Origin of the sequence: Ectopseudomonas composti, from assembly GCF_900115475.1 — a bacterium.
Classification (GTDB): domain Bacteria; phylum Pseudomonadota; class Gammaproteobacteria; order Pseudomonadales; family Pseudomonadaceae; genus Aquipseudomonas; species Aquipseudomonas composti.
The window spans coordinates 178,915-200,104 of sequence record NZ_FOWP01000005.1 but is presented as its reverse complement, the minus strand read 5'-3'; the positions used below and the strand labels follow the sequence as shown (position 1 = coordinate 200,104).

The window sequence follows — 21,190 nt, the reverse complement described above, 5'->3', positions numbered from 1 at the left end:
CGGTGAATCCCTTTATTATGTGTCTTCACGTGAAGCGCCCTAGCGCCGCGTGCCAAACCCGCTGTTTACGCGGCGTGAAGCCGTTTTTCAATGCTGTTCATCATCTTAGCAGCGGATTTTGACTTTATTCCACAAGTGCATCACAAACGCATATGGCGATCCTGAATATCCTCGAGTTTCCTGATCCACGCCTGCGTACCATCGCCAAACCGGTGGACGTCGTGGACGACTCCATCCGTCAACTGGTCGACGACATGTTCGAGACCATGTATGACGCTCCCGGTATCGGCCTGGCCGCGACGCAGGTCAACGTGCACCTGCGCGTGGTGGTGATGGACCTGTCCGAGGACAAGTCCGAGCCACGGGTATTCATCAACCCCGAGTTCGAGTCACTGACCGACGAGATGGACCAGTATCAGGAAGGCTGCCTGTCGGTGCCCGGCTTCTACGAGAACGTCGACCGTCCGCAGAAGGTCAAGATCAAGGCGCTGGATCGCGATGGCCAGCCCTATGAGCTGATCGCCGAAGGCCTGCTCGCCGTGTGCATCCAGCACGAGTGCGACCACCTCAACGGCAAGCTGTTCGTTGACTATCTGTCCAACCTCAAGCGCGACCGTATCAAGAAGAAGCTGGAAAAACAGCATCGCCAACGCGCCTGATCCACTTATTCCAAGGGCTTGCGTAGCAGGTCGCATGGAAACGTCACGAGCGAAGGTTAGGCAAGGCGAAAACAGGCGAGGATCGGTCGGAGTCGCGATCGACTTTACGAGCTGTAAATGAGCAGTCCGAGCCTGTTTTCAACGCGGCATAACCGAGCGCAGTAGTTTCCATGTGACCTGCCAGGCAAGCCTTTTTCTTTAGTGACCGCCCATGCCTGACTCATTGCGTATCGTCTTTGCCGGCACCCCGGAATTCGCCGCCGAACACCTCAAGGCCCTGCTGGCCAGCCCGCACGACATCATTGCCGTCTACACCCAGCCGGATCGCCCGGCCGGTCGCGGCCAGAAGCTGATGCCCAGCCCGGTCAAGCAGCTTGCCTTGGAGCACGGCATCCCGGTCTACCAGCCGGCCAGTCTGCGCAATGAAGACGCGCAGGCCGAGCTGGCCGCGCTGCTGCCTGATCTGATGGTGGTGGTCGCCTACGGCCTGATCCTGCCGCAAGTGGTACTCGATACCCCGCGCCTGGGCTGCATCAACAGCCACGCCTCGCTGCTGCCGCGCTGGCGCGGCGCCGCGCCGATCCAGCGTGCGGTGCAGGCCGGTGATGCCGAGAGTGGCGTCACCGTGATGCAGATGGAGGCCGGGCTCGATACCGGGCCGATGCTGCTCAAGGTCAGCACCCCGATCAGCGCCAGCGACACCGGCGGCAGCCTGCATGATCGCCTGGCTGAGCTTGGTCCGCAGGCCGTATTGAAAGCCATCGATGGCCTGGCTGCCGGCACGCTGAAGGGCGAAGTGCAGGACGATGCCCTGGCCAACTACGCACACAAACTGAACAAGGATGAGGCGCGCCTCGACTTCAGCCGCCCGGCCGTGGAACTGGAGCGCCTGGTGCGCGCCTTCCATCCTTGGCCGATTTGCCACACCACGCTGAACGGCGATGCGCTGAAAGTGCATGCGGCCGAGATCGGAGAAGGCAAGGGCGCTCCGGGCAGCATTCTTGCCGCCGACAAGCACGGCCTGACCGTGGCCTGCGGCGAAGGCGCGCTGCGCCTGACTCGCCTGCAGTTGCCTGGCGGCAAACCGCTGGCATTCAGTGATCTGTACAACAGCCGCCGCGAGCAGTTCGCGCCCGGCCTGGTGCTCGGTCAATGAATCCGCGCCTGGCCGCCGCCCGCGCTCTGACCGCCGTGCTGTCCGGCAAGGCTTCGCTGGGCAGCAGCCTGCCGCCGCAGCTGGACAAGGTCGAGCACCACGACCGCGCCCTGGCGCAGGATCTGGCGTTCGGCGCCGCGCGCTGGCAGCCGCGCCTGCAACTGCTGGCCGAGAAGCTGCTGGAAAAGCCCTTCAAGGCTGCCGACAAGGACGTTGAAGCACTGCTGCTGATCGGTCTCTACCAACTGCTGCACAGCCGCATCCCGGAACATGCCGCCATCGGCGAAACGGTCGGCTGCGCCGCTGCGCTGAAGAAACCCTGGGCCAAGGGCCTGCTCAACGCCGTGCTGCGCCGCGCCCAGCGCGAGCACGCAGCCCTGTTCGCCGAACTCGAGCGTGACCCGGTGCTGCATACCGCGCACCCGCGCTGGCTGCAAAAACAGCTCAAGGCCTTCTGGCCCGAGCACTGGCAGGCCATCTGCGCCGCCAACAACGCGCATCCGCCGCTGATCCTGCGAGTCAATCGCCGTCACGGCAGCCGCGACGCCTATCTCGAAGAGCTACGCAGTGCGGGCCTTGCTGCCGAACCCTGCACCTTCAGCCGAGACGGCGTGCGCCTGTTGCAGCCCTGCGACGTGACCACCTTGCCGGGCTTCAAGGAAGGCCGCGTCAGCGTCCAGGACGAAGTCGCGCAACTGGCCGCCGACCTGCTTGAGCTGGGGCCCGGCCAACGCGTGCTGGATGCCTGCGCGGCACCCGGTGGCAAGACCTGCCACCTGCTGGAAGTCGAGCCAGCGCTGGGCGAAGTGGTCGCCGTCGACCTGGAGGCCAAGCGCCTGGTGCGCGTTCGCGAGAACCTGGAGCGTCTGCGCCTCGACGCCACCCTGATCGCCGCCGACGGTCGTGATACCGGCGCCTGGTGGGATGGTCGGCCGTTCCAGCGCATCCTGCTCGACGCCCCCTGTTCGGCCACCGGCGTGATCCGCCGTCACCCGGACATCAAGCTGACCCGCAAACCAGAAGACATTCCCGCCCTGGCCCAACTGCAGGGCGAACTGCTCGATGCGCTGTGGCCGACCCTCGCGCCCGGCGGCATCCTGCTCTATGCCACCTGCTCGGTGCTGCCGACGGAAAACAGCGAGACCATCGCCGCCTTCCTCGCCCGCACCAGCGATGCGCAGGAAGTCGCCATCGCCGGCGAGTTCGGCTTGCAGCCAGCTCATGGCCGCCAACTGCTGCCGCAACTGGACGGCCATGACGGCTTCTACTATGCCAAGCTGTTCAAAAGGCCAGAGGTACTCTGAAATAGTCGTCATTACTCGCTGCGCTCGCCCTATTCGGGCCGCACTAAAGTGCGTTCAGCGCAAGCGCTGTCCCGCGAAGGCGGGAACCCAGAAAACCGAAGCACCTGGGCTCCCGCCTTCGCGGGAGTGACGGTTGCCAATATTTCCAACGGAGCGTATCGGTGAAAATCATCATTCTCGGCGCCGGCCAAGTGGGCGGCACCCTGGCGGAACACCTCGCCAGCGAGGCCAACGACATCACCGTGGTCGACACCGATGGCGACCGCCTGCGCGACCTTGGCGACCGCCTCGACATCCGCACCGTACAGGGCAAGGGCTCCTTCCCCACCGTGCTGCGTCAGGCCGGTGCCGACGACGCCGACATGCTGGTGGCGGTGACCAACAGCGATGAAGTCAACATGATCGCCTGCCAGGTGGCCTACACCCTGTTCCACACGCCGACCAAGATCGCCCGTGTGCGCGAGGCCGCTTACCTGACCCGCGAGGCGCTGTTTGACAACGAAGCGATCCCAGTCGACGTGCTGATCAGCCCCGAACAGGTGGTGACCAACTACATCAAGCGCCTGATCGAATACCCCGGCGCTCTGCAGGTGATCGACTTCGCCGAAGGCAAGGCCCAGCTGGTGGCAGTCAAGGCCTACTACGGCGGGCCTCTGGTCGGCCAGCAACTGCGCCAGCTGCGCCAGCACATGCCCAACGTCGATACGCGCGTCGCTGCGATCTTCCGCCGCAATCGGCCGATCATGCCCAAGGGCGACACCGTGATCGAGGCCGATGACGAGGTGTTCTTCATCGCCGCCAAGGCGCACATCCGCGCGGTGATGAGCGAGATGCGCCGCCTCGAGGACAGCTACAAGCGCGTGGTGATCGCCGGTGGCGGCAATATCGGCGAACGCCTGGCCGAAGCCATCGAAAGCCGCTACCAGGTGAAGATCATCGAGATGAACCCGGCGCGCTGCCGCTACCTCTCGGAGAACCTCGACAGCACCATCGTGCTGCAAGGCAGCGCCTCGGATCGCGACCTGCTGGTAGAAGAGAACATCAACGACGCCGACATCTTCCTGGCGCTGACTAACGACGACGAGGCCAACATCATGTCCTCGCTGCTGGCCAAGCGCCTGGGCGCACGCAAGGTGATGACCATCATCAACAACCCGGCCTACGTCGACCTGGTGCAGGGCGGCGAGATCGACATCGCCATAAGCCCGCAGTTGGCCACCATCGGCACCCTGCTGACCCACGTACGCCGCGGCGATATCGAGAGCGTGCACAGCCTGCGTCGTGGCGCCGCCGAAGCGCTGGAAGTGATCGCCCATGGCGACGCCAAGTCGAGCAAGGTCATCGGCCGCGCCATTGAAGACATCGCCCTGCCGCCGAGCACCACCATCGGCGCCATCATCCGCGACGAGGAAGTGCTGATCGCCCACGACAACACGGTGATCGAATCTGGCGACCACGTGATCCTGTTCCTGGTCGACAAGAAATACATCCGCGACGTCGAGCGCCTGTTCCAGGCGGGGTTAACGTTCTTCTGACGCTAGAGAAGACAAATCTCGTAGGAGCGAGCTCTGCTCGCGAAGCTTTTCGAGCGCCTGAGATTCGCGAGCAGAGCTCGCTCCTACAATCGACACGAGCCTGGCCGACGAAGGAGGCCCTCCCATGAGCAGTGAAGCACTGGAAAAAATGCTGGCCAAGGGCATGGACAACGCCCTGCTGCGCTTCGGCCTGGGCAAGGCCCATCTCGATGGCGGCAACGCAGCGCAGGCGGCCGAGCACCTGCAACGCTGCGTGGCATTCGACCCGAGCTATTCCGCCGCGTGGAAACTGCTGGGCAAGGCGCTGCAGGCAGGCGGCGACCACGACGGCGCGCGTCAGGCCTGGCAGCAGGGCATTGCCGCGGCACAGGCCAAAGGCGACAAGCAGGCCGAGAAGGAAATGACGGTATTCCTGCGCAAGCTGGACAAGGCACGTTGAGCTGGAGCTGCGCACCGCAGTCGTAGGGTGCGCCATGCGCACCGAAACCATCACCGTCTGTTCTCAGGGACTCAGGCTGTCTCGGCTGAAGTCCCTCCCACACTTTCCTCTGCGACTCTGCAAATGGATGGCCGAAGCACCGAGCCAGCCGCGGTGTGCACAGCGCACCCTACGCCGCTATCCGATAACTAGCGCCCAGCCAGCCTTAGAGCACCTCGCTGGCCACCGCATCTACCGCGGCCTTGGCGATGCCCACCACCTCGTCCGCCTCGGCGCGGGTCAACACCAGCGGCGGGGCGAAGCCGAGGATGTCGCCGTGCGGCATAGCGCGGGCGATCATGCCGCGCTCCAGACAGGCAGCGGAAACACGCGGGCCGACCTTGAGCGACGCATCGAAAGGCGTGCGCGCCTCCTTGTCAGCCATGAACTCCAGTGCCGCGAGCATGCCGACACCGCGCACTTCACCCACCAGCGGATGACCTTCGAAGGTCTGGCGCAGTTGCTGGTTGAGGTAGGCGCCAACATCGGCGGCGTTGGCGGCGATGTTTTCCTTCTCCAGGATGTTCAGGTTGGCCAGCGCGGCGGCGGCGCAGATCGGGTGGCCGGAGTAGGTCCAGCCGTGGCCCATGGCGCCATCGCGGCTCGAGGCTTCCTCGATCACATTCCACACCTTCTCACCGACGATCACTGCCGATAGTGGCGCATAGGCGCTGGTCAGACCCTTGGCGGTGGTGATCAGATCCGGCTGCATGCCAAACATCTGGCTGCCCATCGGCGTGCCCAAACGACCGAAGGCGCAGACCACTTCGTCGGCGATCAGCAAGATGTCGTACTTGGCCAGCACGGCCTGAATCGCCTGCCAGTAACCGGTGGGCGGCACGATGATGCCGCCGGTGCCCATCACCGGCTCACCGATGAAGGCGGCCACGGTATCCGGGCCTTCAGCCAGGATCAGACGCTCCAGATCCTCGGCGCAGTGACGCACGAATGCCGCTTCGTCCATGCCGGCCGGCGCCTTGTAGAAGTGCGGGCAGGCGGCATGCTTGATGTCCGCGTGAGGCAGGTCGAAGTGCTGGTGGAAGCTGGCCAGGCCGGTAAGGCTGCCGGTCATGATGCCCGAGCCGTGGTAGCCGCGCTGACGGGAGATGATCTTCTTCTTCATCGGGCGGCCGAGCACGTTGTTGTAGTAACGCACCAGCTTGATCTGGGTCTCGTTGGCGTCCGAGCCGGACAGGCCGTAGTAAACCTTCTTCATGCCCTTGGGCGCCCAGTCGATGATGCGCGCCGACAACTCGATGATGGCCTCGGTCGAGTGACCGACGTAGGTGTGGTAGTAGGCCAGTTCCTTGGCCTGCTTGTAGATGGCCTCGGCGACCTCGGTACGGCCATAGCCGATGTTCACGCAGTACAGTCCGGCGAAGGCGTCGAGCAGCTCGCGGCCTTCGTGATCCTTGATACGAATGCCCGAGGCGCCGGTGATGATGCGACCCTTGAGCGCGCCGCTGGCATGGTCATGGGCGTGGGTGGACGGGTGCATGAAGTGGGCACGGTCCTGGGCGAACAGCTCGTCGTAATGGCTCATGGGTAATCCTCCGAAGGGGCTCAGTAACGCTGGCCCTGATGATGAATGCAGAAGTACTTGGTTTCGACGAAGGGCTCGAAGCCTTCCGTGCCGCCCTCACGACCGAGGCCGGAGGCTTTCATGCCACCGAAGGGGATCGGGTGGCCGGTGAACTTGGTGCCGTTGACCGCGACCATGGCGTGGTCGAGGCGGCGGATCAGCGGGTGGACGACGTCCACACGGTTGGAACAAATGTAGGCGGCCAGGCCGTACTCGGTGTCGTTGGCCATGCTCACGGCTTCGTCCAGCGTGTCGAAAGCGCGCACACCGGCGATGGGGGCGAAGTTCTCCTCGCGGTAGATGCGCATGCTGTCGGTGACGTCGGCCAGCAGCGTCGGCTGCCAGAACCAGCCGCCCAGCGCGTGCGGCTCGCCGCCGACCAGCAGGCGCGCGCCCTGTTCGATGGCATCGGCGACCCGGGCGGCCGTTCCATCCAATGCAGCCTGGTGCATCAGCGGGCCGATCTGGTTGCGCTCGTCATGCCCAGGGCCAACACGCAGGCCACGCACGGCCTTGGCGAAGCGCTGGAGGAATTCTTCATAGATGGGGCGCTCGACCAGGATGCGGTTGGCGGCGCAGCAGTCCTGGCCAGAGGTCTGGAACTTGGCGTCCAGCGCCACGTGCACCGCGTGGTCGAGATCGGCATCGGCGCAGATGATCAGCGGCGCGTTGCCACCCAGCTCCAACGCCACCTTCTTCACATCCTCGGCAGCCGCCTGCAACACCAACTTGCCGACACGGGTCGAGCCGGTGAAGCTCACCGAGCGCACCCGTGCATCCTTGACCAGGGTTTCCATGGCCATCTGCGGCTCGCCCAGCACCACGTTGAATACGCCAGCCGGCATGCCGGCTTCCTCGGCCAGTTGCGCCAGGGCGAAGGCGCTGTAAGGCGTCTCGTGCGCCGGTTTGATCACCACGGTGCAACCGGCGGCCAGGGCGGCAGCGGCCTTGCGGGTAATCATCGCGCAGGGGAAATTCCAGGGGGTGAGCAGGGCGCAGACGCCAACCGGCTCCTTCACCGTACCGAGCTGGGCACCGGGGATATGGCTGGGAATGGTCTGGCCGTAGAGGCGGCGCGCCTCTTCGGCGAACCAGGGAATGAAGCTGGCGGCGTAGCGGATCTCACCACGGGCTTCGGCCAACGGCTTGCCCTGTTCAAGGCTGAGAATGCGCGCCAGGTCTTCCTGATGCTGCAGGATCAGCTCGGCCCAGCGACGCAGCAGGCTCGCGCGGTTTTCCAGGCTCTGCTCACGCCAGTCGGCGAAGGCGCGCTGGGCGGCGTCCACCGCAGCGGTGATCTGCCCCTGGCCGAGCATCGGCACATGGCCGATCACGCTCTGGTCGGCCGGGTTGTGCACGGCGACGCTGGCGCCATCGTCACTGTGCAGCCAGTGACCGTCGACATAGCACAGCGATTTGAACAGCAGGGGATGGTCGAGGGGCATGGCATGTCTCCGGGCCGATGGGCATGGAAGACATGCTAGGGAAGAGCGGCTTGGCGTTTTTTCCAAGCCGGGCAGGTGCTACCGCAGTTTTTTCTGAAGGATCAGCCTGAACAGGGGATTTCTGAGGCCTCTGTAGCCCGGATGAAATCCGGGAACAGGTCGCATAACCCTCCCGGATTGCATCCGGGCTACGGACTCAGGCGGTAGCGGTACGTTGCGGCAAGGCCCGCACGATGGCGCTGAGCAACATGCCGTACAGCGGCACGAAGAGGATCAGGCTGATGGCCAGTTTGATCACGTAGTCCACCGTGGCGATCTCCACCCAGTTGGCCGCCATGAACGGATCGTCGCTGTGCCAGAAAGCCACCGAGAAGAACAGGAAGGTATCGAGCAGGTTGCCGAAGATGGTCGAGGCGGTCGGCGCGACCCACCACTGGCGCATCCTGCGCAGGCGGTCGAACACCTGAATATCGAGCAACTGGCCGAAGGCGTAGGCCAGGAAGCTGGCCACGGCGATACGGAAGACGAACAGGTTGAATTCACCCAGCGCCGCCAGCCCGCCGAAGGCGCCTTCATGGAACAGCACCGACACCACGTAAGAAGCGACCAATGCCGGCAGCATCACGCGGGCAATCACCACCCGCGCGGCATGCTTGCCGATCAGGCGCACGGTCAGATCGGTGGCCAGGAAGATGAACGGGAAGCTGAACGCACCCCAGGTGGTATGCCAGCCGAACAAGGTGATCGGCAGCTGCACCAGGTAGTTACTGGCGATGATGATGAGGATGTGAAAGGCGATCAGGCCGGCCAGCACAGGCCGACTGACCGACGCAGGAATCAGGGTCATTTCGATGTCCTTTTTCATGGAGTGGGGTGAGGGAACCCACTGCCGCAGCCGACATGGCCGCGAGCGGCGCGCATTCTAGCGCGTTGTTGACCCGCAGGATAGGTTTTCCCACAGGCGGCCAGGCCGCTCGGATGAAAGGTTGCGAGTCGACGATTGATTTTATTCAGAACCGCCGCCGCCACTCCAATTCACAACGTCATGACATCCTATGGATTCCCGTCTTCGCGGGAATGACGTTTACCTGATCACGCCTCCGGCACCACCCGCTTGGCGAGTTGGAAATGGCGCTGCCAGTACGAATTGTTGAGGAAGTCGATACGCACGTTGCTGCCGCGACGCGGCGCGTGGACGAAGCGGCCCTCGCCGATGTAGATGGCCACGTGATCCACGGAGCGGCTGCGAATGCGGAAGAACAACAGATCGCCCGGCTGCAGATCACTACGTTTCACCGAAGGCGCATCCACCCGCGACAGCGCGCGCGAAGTACGCGGCAGGTCGAGGTCGTCCTGGGTCTTGAAGGCGTATTGCACCAGGCCGCTGCAATCGAAGCCGTGGCGTATGCTGGTGCCGCCCCAGCGGTACGGCGTACCCAACGCACCGAGGGCGCGGTCAATCACTTCGCTGGCGGGCTTGGGCGCGGCCGCTGGCGCAGTGGCAGGAATGCTGTGAATGCGAAAGGTAGCGGAGGCTTGGGTACAAATTCCCAGTAAAAGAGCGCCTCCCAGGCAAAGTGATGTGAAGAACTTATTCAAACCCAGTGACCATGGTGATTGGCCTTTGCGCGGAAGCCCTTCCGAATCAAGGCATTGCATCGGAAACGAGCTTCCTGCCCATCCCGGAGACGGACTGCCTGGAAAAGCCTTTGGTTCATTTCCAAGCGAAACGAGTCGACGAACGGTTTACCGCTGATGCCCTCTTATTCCCGACCAATCGCCTCCAATTACGCCCCTGCAGTTGAGCCGTACGCCCCCGGTCGTTAAGGTCACGGGGCGACCCATAACCGGAAAGGATTCACTGATGACCTTCAAAGCCATCTTGCTCGGCGCCTCACTGCTGGCACTTGCCCATGGCGCCCAGGCGCAGACCGACAGCGCCAGCTGTGCCACTGTCAGCCTCGCCGATCCCGGCTGGAGCGATATCGCCGTGACCAACGGCATCGCCAGCCTGCTGCTCGATGGCCTGGGCTACAAGCCGCAGACACGCACCCTGGCCGTGCCGATCATCTTCGCCGGATTGCAGAAAGGCCAGGTCGACGTGTTTCTCGGCAATTGGATGCCGGCCGGTCAGCACGACTATGACCGCTACGTGGCCAGCGGGCAGATCGACAAGGTGGTGGAGAACCTCGGTGGCACCGAATACACCCTGGCTGTGCCGACCTACGTGCATGAGGCCGGGGTGAAGGACTTCGCCGACCTCAGCAAATTCGCCGACAAATTCGGCAAGAAGATCTATGGCATCGGCTCGGGCTCGCCAGCCAACGATTACCTGCGCCAGATGATCGAGGGCAACGAGTTCGGCCTGGGTGACTGGCAACTGGTGGAATCCAGCGAGCAGGCCATGCTGGTGCAGGTCGGCCGTGCGGTGAAGCGCGACGAGTTCGTGGTGTTCCTCGGCTGGACGCCGCACCCGATGAACGTGCAGTTCGACATGCAGTACCTCAAGGGCGGCGAGAAATTCTTCGGCAGCACCGGCTCGGTCAACACCCTGGCGCGCAAGGGCTATGTGGCCGAATGCCCGAACGTGGGTAAGCTGCTGACCAACCTGAAGTTCACTCAGGCGATGGAAAACACCATCATGGACGATGTGCTCAACCGCAAGGTGGCCAATGCCACGGCGATCAAGAACTGGATCAAGGCCAACCCCGAGGTGCTCGATGGCTGGCTGGAGGGTGTGACTACCCGTGATGGCGGCGATGGCCTGGCGGCGGTGAAGGCCAAGCTCTAATACCGCATCACAGAACCGTGTCGGTGCCGGTCGAACCACTTCCCGTAGGGTGGATTAGCGACGCTGAAGGCAAATCGATGATGCCCACTATCGTGGCGCGTCGCGTAACCCACCCGGCAATGAAACGTGCTGCTCCGATGGTGGGTTACGCCGCAGCCAACTAGACGAAACGTTCGAATACTCCGGCGGCGGCTAACCCACCCTACGGACGCCCGACATCTGGTGACAGGCGTGCGTTAGTCGTCCAACTCAGCGGGCGCGCCCGACGTGTCCGCCTTGATGGTCTTGGTGACGATGTAAGTGAAGTAGCGCTCGATACCCAGGTCTTCGAGCAGCAGCTGGTCGATGAAACGCTGGTAGTGGTCGATGTCGCGGGCGCGGATCATCGCGATGTAGTCGATGCCGCCGCCGGTGGCGTAGCAGAAACCGACCTCCGGGGCCTCGCTAAGGCGCTGCTCGAAGCGGCGCATGTCCTGCGCGGTGTGGCGGGCCAGGGTGATTTCTACCAGCACCTGCTGGCTGCGAAACAGCGCTGCCCAGTCGATCTGCGCACGGTAGCCCTTGATCAGCCCCGCGCTCTCGAGCTTGCGCACGCGCTCCCAGGCCGGCGTCACCGAGAGGTTGATCGCCTCGGCCAGGGCCGACTTGGTGATCCGTCCATCCTCGGAGAGGATACGCAGGATCTTCAGGTCATAGCGGTCGAGCTTGTGCATCAGGGCCTCGGTTGATTGGTTACGGTGCTGGCAGGCGGCAACTTCGCGGCTGAAGCGGAATGCCGCCCAGTCGCTCCTACAACGATGTGGCCGGATGGCGAACCCTTTTAACCCACCACCTCGGCAATGACCGCGAGGGTATCACCACTTTTCACCAGCCCCGGAAAATGTCGCGCAGCGAGCAGGCCACTGCGTTTGGCGCGGTACTCGGCAGCTGGCGCGCCGGTGCGGCGGGCGCTGTGTACACGGGCGATCACCTCGCCTTTCTCCACCGTATCGCCGAGGTCACGGCACATCTCCAGAAGGCCATCGTCTTCGCTGGCGACGAAGCAATCGCCGTTGGGCATATCGAGCATCACCGACTCGCTCGCTTCGATCTCACCCTGCAGCAGGCCGAAATGAATCAGCAGGTTGCGTACGCCACGCTCGGCGATGGCCAGACTTTGCGCCGTGCTGCTGCCACCGCCACCCAGCTCGGTGGTGACGAACACCTTGCCCAGCTCCTCGGCCGCGGTGTCGTACATGCCCACCGCGTCCAGCTCCAGCATGCGCATACAGTAGGGCGCGGCGAAAGCCCGCATGCCGGCGGCGCAGGCGGCGTCCTGGGCTTTGTCCGGCAGCATGTGGCAGGCGGCGAAGGGCAGGAAATCCAGGGTCTTGCCACCGGAGTGAATGTCCAGCACCACGTCGGCCAGCGGCAACAGCGTGCGCTGGAAATAGTCGGCGATCTTCTGCGTCACCGTGCCGTCCGGCTTGCCGGGAAAGCTGCGGTTGAGATTGCCCTTGTCGATCGGCGAGGTGCGAGTGCCAGCCTGCACAGCCGGGGTGTTCATGAACGGCACGATGATCACCCGGCCAGTGACATCCTCGGCGCGCAGGCGCTGGGCCAGCTTGCTCAACGCCAACGGGCCTTCGTACTCGTCGCCATGGTTGCCGCCGGTAAGCAGCGCGGTGGGGCCGCTGCCGTTCTTCACCACGGTAACCGGGATCATCACCGCGCCCCAGGCCGAATCGTCACGGGAATAGGGCAGCTTGAGAAAGCCGTGTTGCACACCGTCACGGTCGAAATCGACCGTGGGGCTGATGGGGTTGTCGCGCAGAACGTCGGTCATGGCGTCAGTCCTTCACGAACAGCTTGCGCGGCACGTCGCAGAAGGTTTCAACACCGCTGTCGGTGATCAGGATCGACTCGGTGATCTCCAGGCCCCAGTCGTCCAGCCACAGGCCCGGCATGAAGTGAAAGGTCATGCCCGGTTGCAGCACGCTTTCGTCGCTTGGGCGCAGGCTCATGGTGCGCTCGCCCCAGTCCGGCGGGTAACTGATACCGATGGGGTAGCCGCAGCGGCTGTCCTTGTGGATGCCGAACTTCTCCAGCACCTTGAAGAAGGCGCGGGCGATATCGCCGGTGGTATTGCCCGGTTTTGCAGCCTCCAGACCGGCGGCGATGCCTTCAACCACGGCCTTCTCTCCGTCGAGGAAATGCTGCGGCGGCTTGCCCAGGTAAATAGTGCGCGACAGCGGGCAGTGGTAGCGCTTGTAGCAGCCGGCGATCTCGAAGAAGGTGCCGGCGCCACTGACCATTGGTGAGTCGTCCCAGGTCAGGTGCGGCGCGCTGGCGTCAGCGCCGGTGGGCAGCAGCGGCACGATGGCCGGGTAGTCGCCGCCATGGCCGTCGGCACCGAGGATGCCGGTGCGGTAGATCTCGGCGACCAGCTCGTTCTTGCGCAGGCCCGGTTCGATCTTGTCGAAGATCGCCGCGTGCATCTTCTCGACAATCTTCGCCGCAACGCGCATGTAACCAATCTCGGTGGGCGACTTGATCGCCCGCTGCCAGTTGACCAGCGCAGTCGAATCGACGAAGCGCGCGTTGGGCAGATTGCGCTGCAGCGAGCCATAGGCGGCGGCGCTGAAGTAGTAGTTGTCCAGCTCGACACCGATAGTGAGCTTGTCCCAGCCACGGGCGACGATGACCTCCTTGGACAGGTAGTCCATCGGGTGGCGCTCGGTGGACTGCACGTAGTGATCGGGGTAGCCGACGATGTTGCTCTGCTGCATGAACACTGTGCGCTTGGCACCGTTGGCATCCTGGCCACGGCCATACCACACCGGCTCACCATCGAGCGCCAGCAGCACACACTGGTGCACGTAGAACGACCAGCCGTCATAGCCGGTGAGCCAAGCCATGTTGGACGGATCGGTGACGATCAGCAGCTCGATGCCCTTGGCCTGCATGGCCGTGCGGGCCTTGGCCAGGCGCTGGGCATATTCCTCCCGGCTGAAGGGGAGGTTGACGACGATTTCGGACATTGCGTTGCCCTCGTGATGGAACGGTTATTCAGGCGCGGCGTGCCGCGCCCGCAGGTTTCAGGAATCGAAACTGAGGCCTTTGCCGGCCGCGACGGCGCGCTGATAGGCAAGGCTGGCGATGGCGGTATCTTGTGCCCCGGTGCCGGTGAGGTCGCACAGGGTGATCTGCTCGGGCCCGCTACGCCCCGGACGCTGGCCGGCGATGACCTGGCCGAGCTCGGCGAAATCGGCGTCAGCAGCCACCAGGCCGGCGGCGATGGCGTGATTGAGCTCACCGAGCACGCGGGTCTGGCTCAAGCGATCGGCGACATAGGCATCGACCCGCGCCAGCACGGCCGGGGCGATTTCGTTCTTGTGCTCGGCATCCGAGCCCATGGCAGTGATATGCAGGCCGGGGCGCAGGTGTTGCGGCTGGATCAGCGGCTCGCGACTGGGCGTGGTGGTGATGGCGATATCGGCGCTATCCAGCGCCGCGTCGACGCTGTCCACGGCGCGCGCATCGTCCAGCTCGGCAGCCATGGCCTGGGCCTTGGCGGGATCACGCGCCCAGATACGCACCTCGCGCACCTCACGCACCAGGCGCAGCGCCTGCAGCTGTAGGCGCGCCTGCTCGCCAGCACCGAGGATGGCGACCACCTTGGCGTCTTCACGGGCTAGCCATTTGGCGGCGATGGCGCCAGCGGCAGCAGTACGTACGGCGGTGAGGTAGCCGTTGTCCAGCAGCAGAGCATCGGCCAGGCCAGTCTGCGCCGAGAACAGCATCATCAACCCATTGAGGCTGGGTAGACCAAGCTTGGGATTGTCGAAGAAGCCGGGGCTGACCTTGATCGCGAAGTGCGCCACGCCGGGCAGGTAGGCCGTCTTCACATCCACCTCGCCGTTATGTTCGGGCACGTCCAGACGCAGGATCGGCGGCATCGCTACGGCAGCGGTGGCAAGCAGGCGGAAGGCGTTTTCCACTACGGCAAGGCTGTCGGTGTCGAGGCCGACGCAGTCGCGCAGGTCGGCCTGGTTGAGAATCAGGGTCTTGGCCATGGGGACTCCTCAGGCGTCGGCGCCGTTGAGCACGCGCAGGTGCTGGTCGATGTCGATATTGCGGCCGCTGATGACTACCACCACCGGGCCACGGGGTTCGATCAGGCCATCGAGCAGGGCGGCAATACCGACCGCTGCGGCACCCTCGATTACCAGTCGCTCCTCGCGATAGGCGTGGCGAATGCCGCGGGCGATGGCGGCTTCGTCGAGCAGGTGAACCTGGTCGCACAGCTCGCGAGTGATGGAATAGGTGAAGCGGTTGTCCAGGCCGATACCGCCGCCGAGCGAATCGGCCAGGGTTGGCAGCTCCTCCACCTCGACCGGCTCACCAGCCCCGAGGCTGGCGTGCATGGCGGCGCCCAGTTGCATGCTGATGCCGTGGGTACGAATCGCCGGGCTGGCCGCCTTGATCGCCAGCGCCACGCCGGCGAACAGGCCGCCACCAGACAGCGGCACCAGCACTTCGCAGACGTCCGGGCACTGTTCGAGAATCTCCAGGCCCAGGCTACCCTGGCCGGCGATCACATGCGGGTGATCGAAGGGCGGGATGAACGCGGCGCCCTGCTCGCGGGCGATGCGCAAGGCTTCGAGCTGGGCATCGTCCTGGCTGCGGCCACTGATCACCACCTCGGCGCCCAGCTCACGAATGGCGCGCACCTTGTTCTGCGGCACCAGCTCGGAGAGGCAGACGATGGCCTTCACGCCCTGCTGCGAGGCAGCGAAGGCCAGGGCGCGGCCATGATTGCCGGTGGAGGCGGTGACCACGCCGAGACGCTTCTGCTCGGCATCCAGCTGCGCCACCGCGTTGCTGGCACCACGCAGTTTGAAGCTGCCGGTAGCCTGCTGCGATTCCAGCTTCAGCCACACCGGCACACCGGCCAGGCGACTCAGGCTGGGCGAGTGCTCCAGCGGCGTCTGGCGCACCAGGCCGGCGATACACTGGCGAGCCTTGAGTAGATCATCGGCGGAGATGGAAGACATAGCGCACGTTCCGTGAAGGTGTACGGCCGAGTGTATGAGCGGGAAATTGAGTGGCTGAATGTACTAGGACGATTTTTTACTGGTGGGCTTCAAGAGGTGGACATCGGTGCGTTTGCATAGGGTGCGCCGTGCGCACCGATGCAACGCGGAAGCACCGGTGCAAACCACTCCCGGATTTCATCCGGGCTACAAGAGCCCTCTCCCCAGCCCTCTCCCGCAAGCGGGAGAGGGGGCCTAATCCGCTCGCCGTCGAGTCCGTAGGGTGGATCACGCTTTATCGATCCACCGAACCTTCGAGCCACCGCTGCGGTGGACGTGAAAAGCGACGTCCACCCTACGGCTCTCAGAAATCATGCACCTTCGGGTACTGCTCGAAGACGTCACGCACGATCTGCACGCCCTGACGCATCTTCGCTTCGCTGCATTCGGCGCCGACGCACAGGCGCACCGCGCGTGGCCGCGGCATGCCGGGCGGAACGAAGGGGTCGGGCAAAGTCAACGCCACGTTGCGCCGACGCAACTCGCGTAACAGGCCGTCGATCTCCCAGCCGTCGGGCACCCGCAACCAACTGTTGAGCGAATAGGGATGAGCGCCGATCAGGTGCTCGCCCAGTTCCTGCTCCACCAAAGCCTGCCGGTTGGCCAGCAATTGCCGCTGCAGCTGCACCAGGTCCTCGGCCTCGCCGGAGTCGATCCAGCGCGTGGCAATCTCACCGAGCAGCGACGGCGCCATCCAGCTGTTGACCCGCAAGATGCTCTCGGTACGCAGGGCCAGGCGCTTGGGCATCACCAGGTAGCCGATGCGCAGACCGGTGAGCACCGACTTGGTCATGCTGGTGCAGTAAAACGACAGTTCCGGCGCGTAATGGCTGAGCGGCCGCGTGCTCTGCTGGCCGGCCAGCAGCGGGCCGTAGACATCGTCCTCGATGATGTACACGCCATAGCGGCGGGCGATCTCGGCGATCTCGCGGCGGCGCTCGTCGGGCATCAGCGCGCTGGTGGGGTTGTTCAGGTTGGGCGTGCAGACCAGCGCGGTGATGCGCTCGTTGCCGCACATGTCCTCGAAGTGCTCGGGGTTCAGCCCGTAGCGATCCATCTCCAGCCCCTTGAGGGTAAAGCCGAGCACCTGCGAGCTGCCAATGGCACCGTGATCGGTCAGGCCTTCGCAGAGCACCACGTCGTCCGGGCCGGCCAGGGTGGCCAGGGCGAGGAAAATGCCGTGGGCAGCGCCGCTGGTCAGCAGCACGTCCTCGATACCCACGTCCATGCCCAGACGCGCCAGCCAGCGCACTGCCGACTCGCGCTGGTGCTGCATGCCGGCAATAGGACGAAAGGCGTGAATCCAGGGCTGGTGCGGCTCCTGCGCCAGCTCCAGGCAGGTCTGTCGCCACAGGCGGTCGTGGGCATCGGTGTGCAGGATGCGCGCATTGGAAAAGTCCATCAGCGCCTGCTCGCTGCGATCGAGCATGCTGGTGGCCACGCGCTCGCTGGTGCGCCGTGAGACAAAGCTGCCACGACCCACCTCGCAGCGCACGCGGCCCTGGCGCTCCAGTTCCTTGTAGGCGTTGGTCACGGTCTGCACGCTGATGCCGAGTGCATCGGACACCTGGCGTTGCGGTGGCAGTCGCTGGCCGTCGATCAGGCTACCCTGTTCGATATCGGCGGCGACCGCCTGGACCAGCAGCTTGTACTTCGACTCGCCCGGGCGAGCGTTGGCCAGGGCCTTCTTCCAGTTGTGCATCGATGGCTCCTCCGGCGACTGCGTTCAAGCATCCCGCGTGAGGCATTACGATTCAATTGTCCTAGTGCAATACCGCAGCGAAAAAAGCCTTTGTATGCTCGGGCCAAGGGTGGAAAACAGTGCCTCGGCAACTCAGAAAAACACCACCCGGCGCAGGCCTCCTGTGCACCAACGCTCTTGATTTACCTGCCTCCTAACACAGCACGCCGCCGCTGGCGGACTACAAGAAACAGGAGAACACCAAGATGAGTAGCGTTATCCCCTCCCGCTTCGGCCGCCTCGCACTGGCCTGCGCCCTGCTCACCGGTCTCGCTGCCGGTGCCCAGGCCTCGACCCTGGACAAGGTCAAGGACAGCAGTAGCGTGCGTATCGGCTACGCCAATGAAACGCCATTCGCCTACACCGCCCTCGATGGCAGCGTCACCGGCGAGTCGCCAGAGATCGTCAAGAAGATCTTCGAGCGCATGGGCGTGGAGAAGATCAACCCGGTGCTCACCGAATGGGGTTCGCTGATCCCCGGCCTGCGCGCCAGCCGCTTCGACCTGATCGCCGCCGGCATGTACATCACCCCCGAGCGCTGCAAGCAGGTGCTGTTCACCGACCCGCACTACCAACTGCCCGATACCCTGCTGGTGAAAACCGGTAACCCGAAGGCCCTGCACAGCTACGAAGACATCGCCAAGAGCGGCGCCAAGGTGGCGATCATGTCCGGCACGGTGAACCTGGGCTATGCCCGCAGCGCCGGCATCACCGATGACCAGATCCTCCAGGTGCCGGATACCACCGCACAGCTGCAAGCCGTGCGCGCCGGTCGCGCCGATGCCGCCGTCGGTACCCAGCTGACCATGAAGGGCCTGGCCGACAAGGGTGGCGACAGCGTCGAAGCCATCGCCGAATTCAAGGACGACCCGGCCCACACCGGCTACGGCGCCCTGGCCTTCCGCCCGGAAGACAAGGACCTGCGCGATGCGGTGAATGCCCAATTGAAGGAATGGATCGGCAGCGAAGAGCACCTGGCCACGGTCAAGCCCTTCGGTTTCGACCAGTCCAACATCACCGACAAGACCGCCGCCGAACTCTGCGGCCAGTAATGAGCGAATCACGCCGCGCACTCAGGTGCGTGGCGCGTTTTCGAGCATAGAGCGGTAGACATTCATGACCGATCTTCTTCCCCTGCTGCTGCAAGGCGCCTGGGTCACCGTGCAAGTCACCTTCTGGGGCTCGCTGCTGGCCATCGTCTCGGCAGTAATCGCCGCCCTGGGCCGGCTGTCGCCCATCGGCCCGCTACGCTGGCTGGCGATCACCTATATCGAGATCTTCCGCGGCACCTCGCTGCTGGTGCAGCTGTTCTGGCTGTACTTCGTGCTGCCAATGCCGCCGTTCAACGTCGAGATGAGCGCCTTCACCGTGGCAATCGTCGGCCTTGGCCTGCACATCGGCGCCTATGGCGCGGAAGTGATGCGCGGCGCCATTCGTTCGGTGGCCAAAGGTCAATACGAGGCCTGCACCGCGCTGAACATGCGACCCTCGAAGCGCTTCCTGCGCATCATCCTGCCGCAGGCGCTGCTGGCGGCGATTCCACCGGGTACCAACCTGCTGATCGAGCTGCTGAAGAACACCTCGCTGGTGTCGCTGATCACCCTGTCCGACCTGGCCTTCCGTGCTCGCCAGCTGGACCAGGCGACCTTCATGACCCTGGAGATCTTCGCCCTGGCGCTGCTGCTGTATTTCCTCATGGCCCAGGTGATCAACCTCGGCATGCGCCTGCTGGAAAAACGCCTGAGCCGTGGCCGGATGCGCGGAGGCCTGCAATGAATTTCTTTGACTGGGATTTCGCCCTGAGCATCCTCCCGGATCTGCTCAAGGCCTCGCTCAATACCCTGCTGATCACCTTCGCCGGTTTTGCCATCGCCATCGTGCTCGGCCTGCTGCTGGCCATCGCCCGCCGTAGCAAGCATCTGTGGCTGTCCTGGCCGGTGGCCGGGCTGATCGAGTTCATCCGCAGCACACCGTTGCTGATCCAGGTGTACTTCCTGTTCTACGTGTTCCCCAACTACGGGCTCAATCTCACCGCGCTGCAGGCAGGCATTCTCGGCATCGCCCTGCACTACGCCTGCTACACCGCCGAGGTGTACCGCGCCGGCCTCGACGCGGTGCCGCGTGGCCAGTGGGAGGCGGTGACGGCACTGAACATGTCACCGCTGTCGGCCTACCGGCAGATTATCCTGCCGCAGGCGCTGCGGCCGATCCTGCCGGCACTGGGCAACTACCTGGTGGCCATGCTCAAGGATACCCCGGTGCTGTCGGCGATCACCGTGGTGGAAATCATGCAACAAGCCAAGAACATCGGCTCGGAGAGCTTCCGCTACCTCGAGCCCATCACCATGGTTGGTCTTTTCTTCCTGCTGCTCAGCCTGGCCCTGGCCTGGTGCGTGCGGCGCGTGGAAGATCGCCTGGAGGTCACTGCCCGATGACTGCTTTTCTAAACTCTACAGACGCCGCAGGGAGTTCCTCCATGACCCAGCCCATCGTCCGCTTCACCGACGTGACCAAGCGTTACGGCAATCTCACCGTGCTCAACAAGCTCAACCTGGAAGTCGCCCCCGGCGAGAAGGTGGCGATCATCGGCCCCAGCGGCTCGGGCAAGTCGACCCTGTTGCGCGCGCTGATGACCCTGGAGAGCATCGATGAAGGTGTGATCGCCGTCGATGACGAGCCACTGACCCACATGCCCGCCCGCGACGGGCGTCTGGTGCCGGCCAGCGCCAGCCACCAGCGCAAGGTGCGCGGCAAGATCGGCATGGTGTTCCAGAGCTTCAACCTGTTCCCGCACATGTGTGCGCTGCAGAACGTGATCGAGGCACCAATGCAGGTGCTCGGCATGGGCAAGAAGGAAGCCACCGAACGCGCCGAGGACCTGCTGGCGATGGTCGGCCTGGGCGAGAAGCTGCGCCATTTCCCCTCGCAGCTCTCCGGCGGCCAGCAGCAACGCGTGGCCATCGCCCGTGCGTTGGCGATGCGACCCAAGGTGATGCTGTTCGACGAGGTGACCTCGGCACTCGACCCGGAGCTGTGCGGCGAAGTGCTCAACGTCATCCGCCGTCTCGGCAGTGAACACAACCTGACCATGCTGATGGTCACCCACCAGATGGGCTTCGCCCGAGAATTCGCCGACCGCGTGTGCTTCTTCCATCAGGGCTGCATCCATGAACAGGGTTCGCCGGACCAGCTGTTCGGCAACCCGCAGCAGGAGCGAACCAAGGCCTTTCTGAGCGCGGTAAACGAGGCGAGCTGAGGCGCACTGTGGGAGGCGCTTCAGCGGCGACAGGTCGGTCGCGGCTACGACTGCATGGATGCAGGAGGTAGAGCGAAGCAGTATGCCCGAGCCGACAACCCCTCCCACAAAAGCGACCGCCACAGCAATTCTCTCTGACGTTTCGTAGGAGCGGCTTTAGCCGCGATT

20 protein-coding genes are annotated in these 21,190 nt (G+C 64.2%); 10 read left to right on the top strand and 10 right to left on the bottom strand.

Translation table 11 applies throughout. The features are described 5' to 3' along the window. Positions 1–152: 152 nt before the first annotated feature. The 5 genes from def to BM059_RS11360 all read left to right on the top strand — a co-directional run bounded on the left by def (position 153) and on the right by BM059_RS11360 (position 5,093). Positions 153–659 carry a peptide deformylase gene (gene def, locus BM059_RS11380; RefSeq protein WP_037002085.1) on the top strand — a complete coding sequence of 169 codons (507 nt, stop codon included), beginning with the start codon at positions 153–155 and terminating at the stop codon, positions 657–659. A gap of 211 nt (positions 660–870) precedes the next feature. Beyond that, on the top strand, positions 871–1,815 hold the full coding sequence (gene fmt, locus BM059_RS11375) for a methionyl-tRNA formyltransferase (protein WP_074938719.1): 945 nt from the start codon (positions 871–873) through the stop codon (positions 1,813–1,815). Beyond that, on the top strand, positions 1,812–3,119 hold the full coding sequence (gene rsmB, locus BM059_RS11370) for a 16S rRNA (cytosine(967)-C(5))-methyltransferase RsmB (RefSeq protein ID WP_074938717.1): 1,308 nt from the start codon (positions 1,812–1,814) through the stop codon (positions 3,117–3,119). Before fmt ends, rsmB begins: the two co-directional genes overlap by 4 nt. Positions 3,120–3,280: 161 nt before the next feature. Continuing rightward, entirely contained in the window at positions 3,281–4,654 is a 1,374-nt protein-coding gene (trkA, locus tag BM059_RS11365) for a Trk system potassium transporter TrkA (RefSeq protein WP_037002079.1), read from the top strand. A gap of 124 nt (positions 4,655–4,778) precedes the next feature. Further along, positions 4,779–5,093, top strand: coding sequence for a tetratricopeptide repeat protein (locus BM059_RS11360; protein ID WP_037002077.1), 315 nt, complete (start codon positions 4,779–4,781; stop codon positions 5,091–5,093). A 205-nt stretch (positions 5,094–5,298) separates the two neighbouring features. Here the strand turns inward: BM059_RS11360 and BM059_RS11355 are convergent, their stop codons facing one another. The 4 genes from BM059_RS11355 to BM059_RS11335 all read right to left on the bottom strand — a co-directional run bounded on the left by BM059_RS11355 (position 5,299) and on the right by BM059_RS11335 (position 9,818). Next, a complete protein-coding gene (locus BM059_RS11355; RefSeq protein ID WP_074938715.1) occupies positions 5,299–6,675 on the bottom strand; it encodes an aspartate aminotransferase family protein in 1,377 nt (458 codons plus the stop codon). Between the two features lie 20 nt (positions 6,676–6,695). Beyond that, complete coding sequence (locus BM059_RS11350) at positions 6,696–8,159, bottom strand: NAD-dependent succinate-semialdehyde dehydrogenase (protein WP_074938713.1); 1,464 nt, start codon at positions 8,157–8,159, stop codon at positions 6,696–6,698. Positions 8,160–8,355: 196 nt separating this feature from the next. Next, positions 8,356–9,006 (bottom strand): 7-cyano-7-deazaguanine/7-aminomethyl-7-deazaguanine transporter, encoded by a 651-nt coding sequence (locus BM059_RS11345; protein ID WP_037002073.1) that lies wholly within the window; start codon positions 9,004–9,006, stop codon positions 8,356–8,358. Between the two features lie 245 nt (positions 9,007–9,251). After that, positions 9,252–9,818, bottom strand: coding sequence for a C40 family peptidase (locus tag BM059_RS11335; RefSeq protein WP_074938710.1), 567 nt, complete (start codon positions 9,816–9,818; stop codon positions 9,252–9,254). A 205-nt stretch (positions 9,819–10,023) separates the two neighbouring features. Here BM059_RS11335 and choX point away from each other — a divergent pair, with 205 nt between their 5' ends. Beyond that, positions 10,024–10,950 carry a choline ABC transporter substrate-binding protein gene (choX, locus tag BM059_RS11330; protein ID WP_139220731.1) on the top strand — a complete coding sequence of 309 codons (927 nt, stop codon included), beginning with the start codon at positions 10,024–10,026 and terminating at the stop codon, positions 10,948–10,950. Positions 10,951–11,186: 236 nt separating this feature from the next. Here the strand turns inward: choX and BM059_RS11325 are convergent, their stop codons facing one another. The 6 genes from BM059_RS11325 to ehuR all read right to left on the bottom strand — a co-directional run bounded on the left by BM059_RS11325 (position 11,187) and on the right by ehuR (position 17,727). Then, positions 11,187–11,663, bottom strand: a complete 477-nt coding sequence (locus BM059_RS11325; protein ID WP_074938708.1) for an Lrp/AsnC family transcriptional regulator — start codon at positions 11,661–11,663, stop codon at positions 11,187–11,189. A gap of 107 nt (positions 11,664–11,770) precedes the next feature. Continuing rightward, positions 11,771–12,775, bottom strand: coding sequence for a N(2)-acetyl-L-2,4-diaminobutanoate deacetylase DoeB (gene doeB / locus BM059_RS11320; RefSeq protein WP_074938706.1), 1,005 nt, complete (start codon positions 12,773–12,775; stop codon positions 11,771–11,773). A 4-nt stretch (positions 12,776–12,779) separates the two neighbouring features. Next, the gene (doeA, locus tag BM059_RS11315) at positions 12,780–13,970 is read right to left on the bottom strand and encodes an ectoine hydrolase DoeA (protein WP_074938704.1); all 1,191 of its coding nucleotides are present in this window, start codon (positions 13,968–13,970) and stop codon (positions 12,780–12,782) included. A 57-nt stretch (positions 13,971–14,027) separates the two neighbouring features. Further along, positions 14,028–15,005 (bottom strand): ectoine utilization protein EutC, encoded by a 978-nt coding sequence (gene eutC, locus BM059_RS11310; RefSeq protein ID WP_074938702.1) that lies wholly within the window; start codon positions 15,003–15,005, stop codon positions 14,028–14,030. A 9-nt stretch (positions 15,006–15,014) separates the two neighbouring features. Beyond that, positions 15,015–15,986, bottom strand: a complete 972-nt coding sequence (gene eutB / locus BM059_RS11305; protein WP_074938700.1) for a hydroxyectoine utilization dehydratase EutB — start codon at positions 15,984–15,986, stop codon at positions 15,015–15,017. A gap of 343 nt (positions 15,987–16,329) precedes the next feature. Continuing rightward, the gene (gene ehuR / locus BM059_RS11300) at positions 16,330–17,727 is read right to left on the bottom strand and encodes a MocR-like ectoine utilization transcription factor EhuR (RefSeq protein WP_074938698.1); all 1,398 of its coding nucleotides are present in this window, start codon (positions 17,725–17,727) and stop codon (positions 16,330–16,332) included. 245 nt (positions 17,728–17,972) lie between these two features. Here ehuR and ehuB point away from each other — a divergent pair, with 245 nt between their 5' ends. The 4 genes from ehuB to ehuA all read left to right on the top strand — a co-directional run bounded on the left by ehuB (position 17,973) and on the right by ehuA (position 21,022). Then, positions 17,973–18,818 (top strand): ectoine/hydroxyectoine ABC transporter substrate-binding protein EhuB, encoded by an 846-nt coding sequence (ehuB, locus tag BM059_RS11295; RefSeq protein ID WP_037001031.1) that lies wholly within the window; start codon positions 17,973–17,975, stop codon positions 18,816–18,818. Positions 18,819–18,882: 64 nt separating this feature from the next. After that, positions 18,883–19,542 carry an ectoine/hydroxyectoine ABC transporter permease subunit EhuC gene (gene ehuC, locus BM059_RS11290; RefSeq protein WP_037001029.1) on the top strand — a complete coding sequence of 220 codons (660 nt, stop codon included), beginning with the start codon at positions 18,883–18,885 and terminating at the stop codon, positions 19,540–19,542. Further along, positions 19,539–20,201, top strand: a complete 663-nt coding sequence (gene ehuD / locus BM059_RS11285) for an ectoine/hydroxyectoine ABC transporter permease subunit EhuD (RefSeq protein WP_017676297.1) — start codon at positions 19,539–19,541, stop codon at positions 20,199–20,201. The genes ehuC and ehuD overlap by 4 nt, the downstream gene beginning before the upstream one ends. Before the next feature lie 41 nt (positions 20,202–20,242). Beyond that, a complete protein-coding gene (gene ehuA / locus BM059_RS11280; protein WP_122950732.1) occupies positions 20,243–21,022 on the top strand; it encodes an ectoine/hydroxyectoine ABC transporter ATP-binding protein EhuA in 780 nt (259 codons plus the stop codon). Positions 21,023–21,190: the final 168 nt, after the last annotated feature.

Bases quoted from the DNA above. Each gene is read 5' to 3' on its own strand.
- def (WP_037002085.1), top strand. From the start codon at position 153: ATGGCGATCCTGAATATCCTCGAGTTTCCTGATCCACGCCTGCGTACC.
- fmt (WP_074938719.1), top strand. From the start codon at position 871: ATGCCTGACTCATTGCGTATCGTCTTTGCCGGCACCCCGGAATTCGCC.
- rsmB (WP_074938717.1), top strand. From the start codon at position 1,812: ATGAATCCGCGCCTGGCCGCCGCCCGCGCTCTGACCGCCGTGCTGTCC.
- BM059_RS11360 (WP_037002077.1), top strand. From the start codon at position 4,779: ATGAGCAGTGAAGCACTGGAAAAAATGCTGGCCAAGGGCATGGACAAC.
- BM059_RS11355 (WP_074938715.1), bottom strand. From the start codon at position 6,675: ATGAGCCATTACGACGAGCTGTTCGCCCAGGACCGTGCCCACTTCATG.
- BM059_RS11350 (WP_074938713.1), bottom strand. From the start codon at position 8,159: ATGCCCCTCGACCATCCCCTGCTGTTCAAATCGCTGTGCTATGTCGAC.
- BM059_RS11345 (WP_037002073.1), bottom strand. From the start codon at position 9,006: ATGACCCTGATTCCTGCGTCGGTCAGTCGGCCTGTGCTGGCCGGCCTG.
- BM059_RS11335 (WP_074938710.1), bottom strand. From the start codon at position 9,818: ATGCAATGCCTTGATTCGGAAGGGCTTCCGCGCAAAGGCCAATCACCA.
- choX (WP_139220731.1), top strand. From the start codon at position 10,024: ATGACCTTCAAAGCCATCTTGCTCGGCGCCTCACTGCTGGCACTTGCC.
- BM059_RS11325 (WP_074938708.1), bottom strand. From the start codon at position 11,663: ATGCACAAGCTCGACCGCTATGACCTGAAGATCCTGCGTATCCTCTCC.
- doeB (WP_074938706.1), bottom strand. From the start codon at position 12,775: ATGACCGACGTTCTGCGCGACAACCCCATCAGCCCCACGGTCGATTTC.
- doeA (WP_074938704.1), bottom strand. From the start codon at position 13,970: ATGTCCGAAATCGTCGTCAACCTCCCCTTCAGCCGGGAGGAATATGCC.
- eutC (WP_074938702.1), bottom strand. From the start codon at position 15,005: ATGGCCAAGACCCTGATTCTCAACCAGGCCGACCTGCGCGACTGCGTC.
- eutB (WP_074938700.1), bottom strand. From the start codon at position 15,986: ATGTCTTCCATCTCCGCCGATGATCTACTCAAGGCTCGCCAGTGTATC.
- ehuR (WP_074938698.1), bottom strand. From the start codon at position 17,727: ATGCACAACTGGAAGAAGGCCCTGGCCAACGCTCGCCCGGGCGAGTCG.
- ehuB (WP_037001031.1), top strand. From the start codon at position 17,973: ATGAGTAGCGTTATCCCCTCCCGCTTCGGCCGCCTCGCACTGGCCTGC.
- ehuC (WP_037001029.1), top strand. From the start codon at position 18,883: ATGACCGATCTTCTTCCCCTGCTGCTGCAAGGCGCCTGGGTCACCGTG.
- ehuD (WP_017676297.1), top strand. From the start codon at position 19,539: ATGAATTTCTTTGACTGGGATTTCGCCCTGAGCATCCTCCCGGATCTG.
- ehuA (WP_122950732.1), top strand. From the start codon at position 20,243: ATGACCCAGCCCATCGTCCGCTTCACCGACGTGACCAAGCGTTACGGC.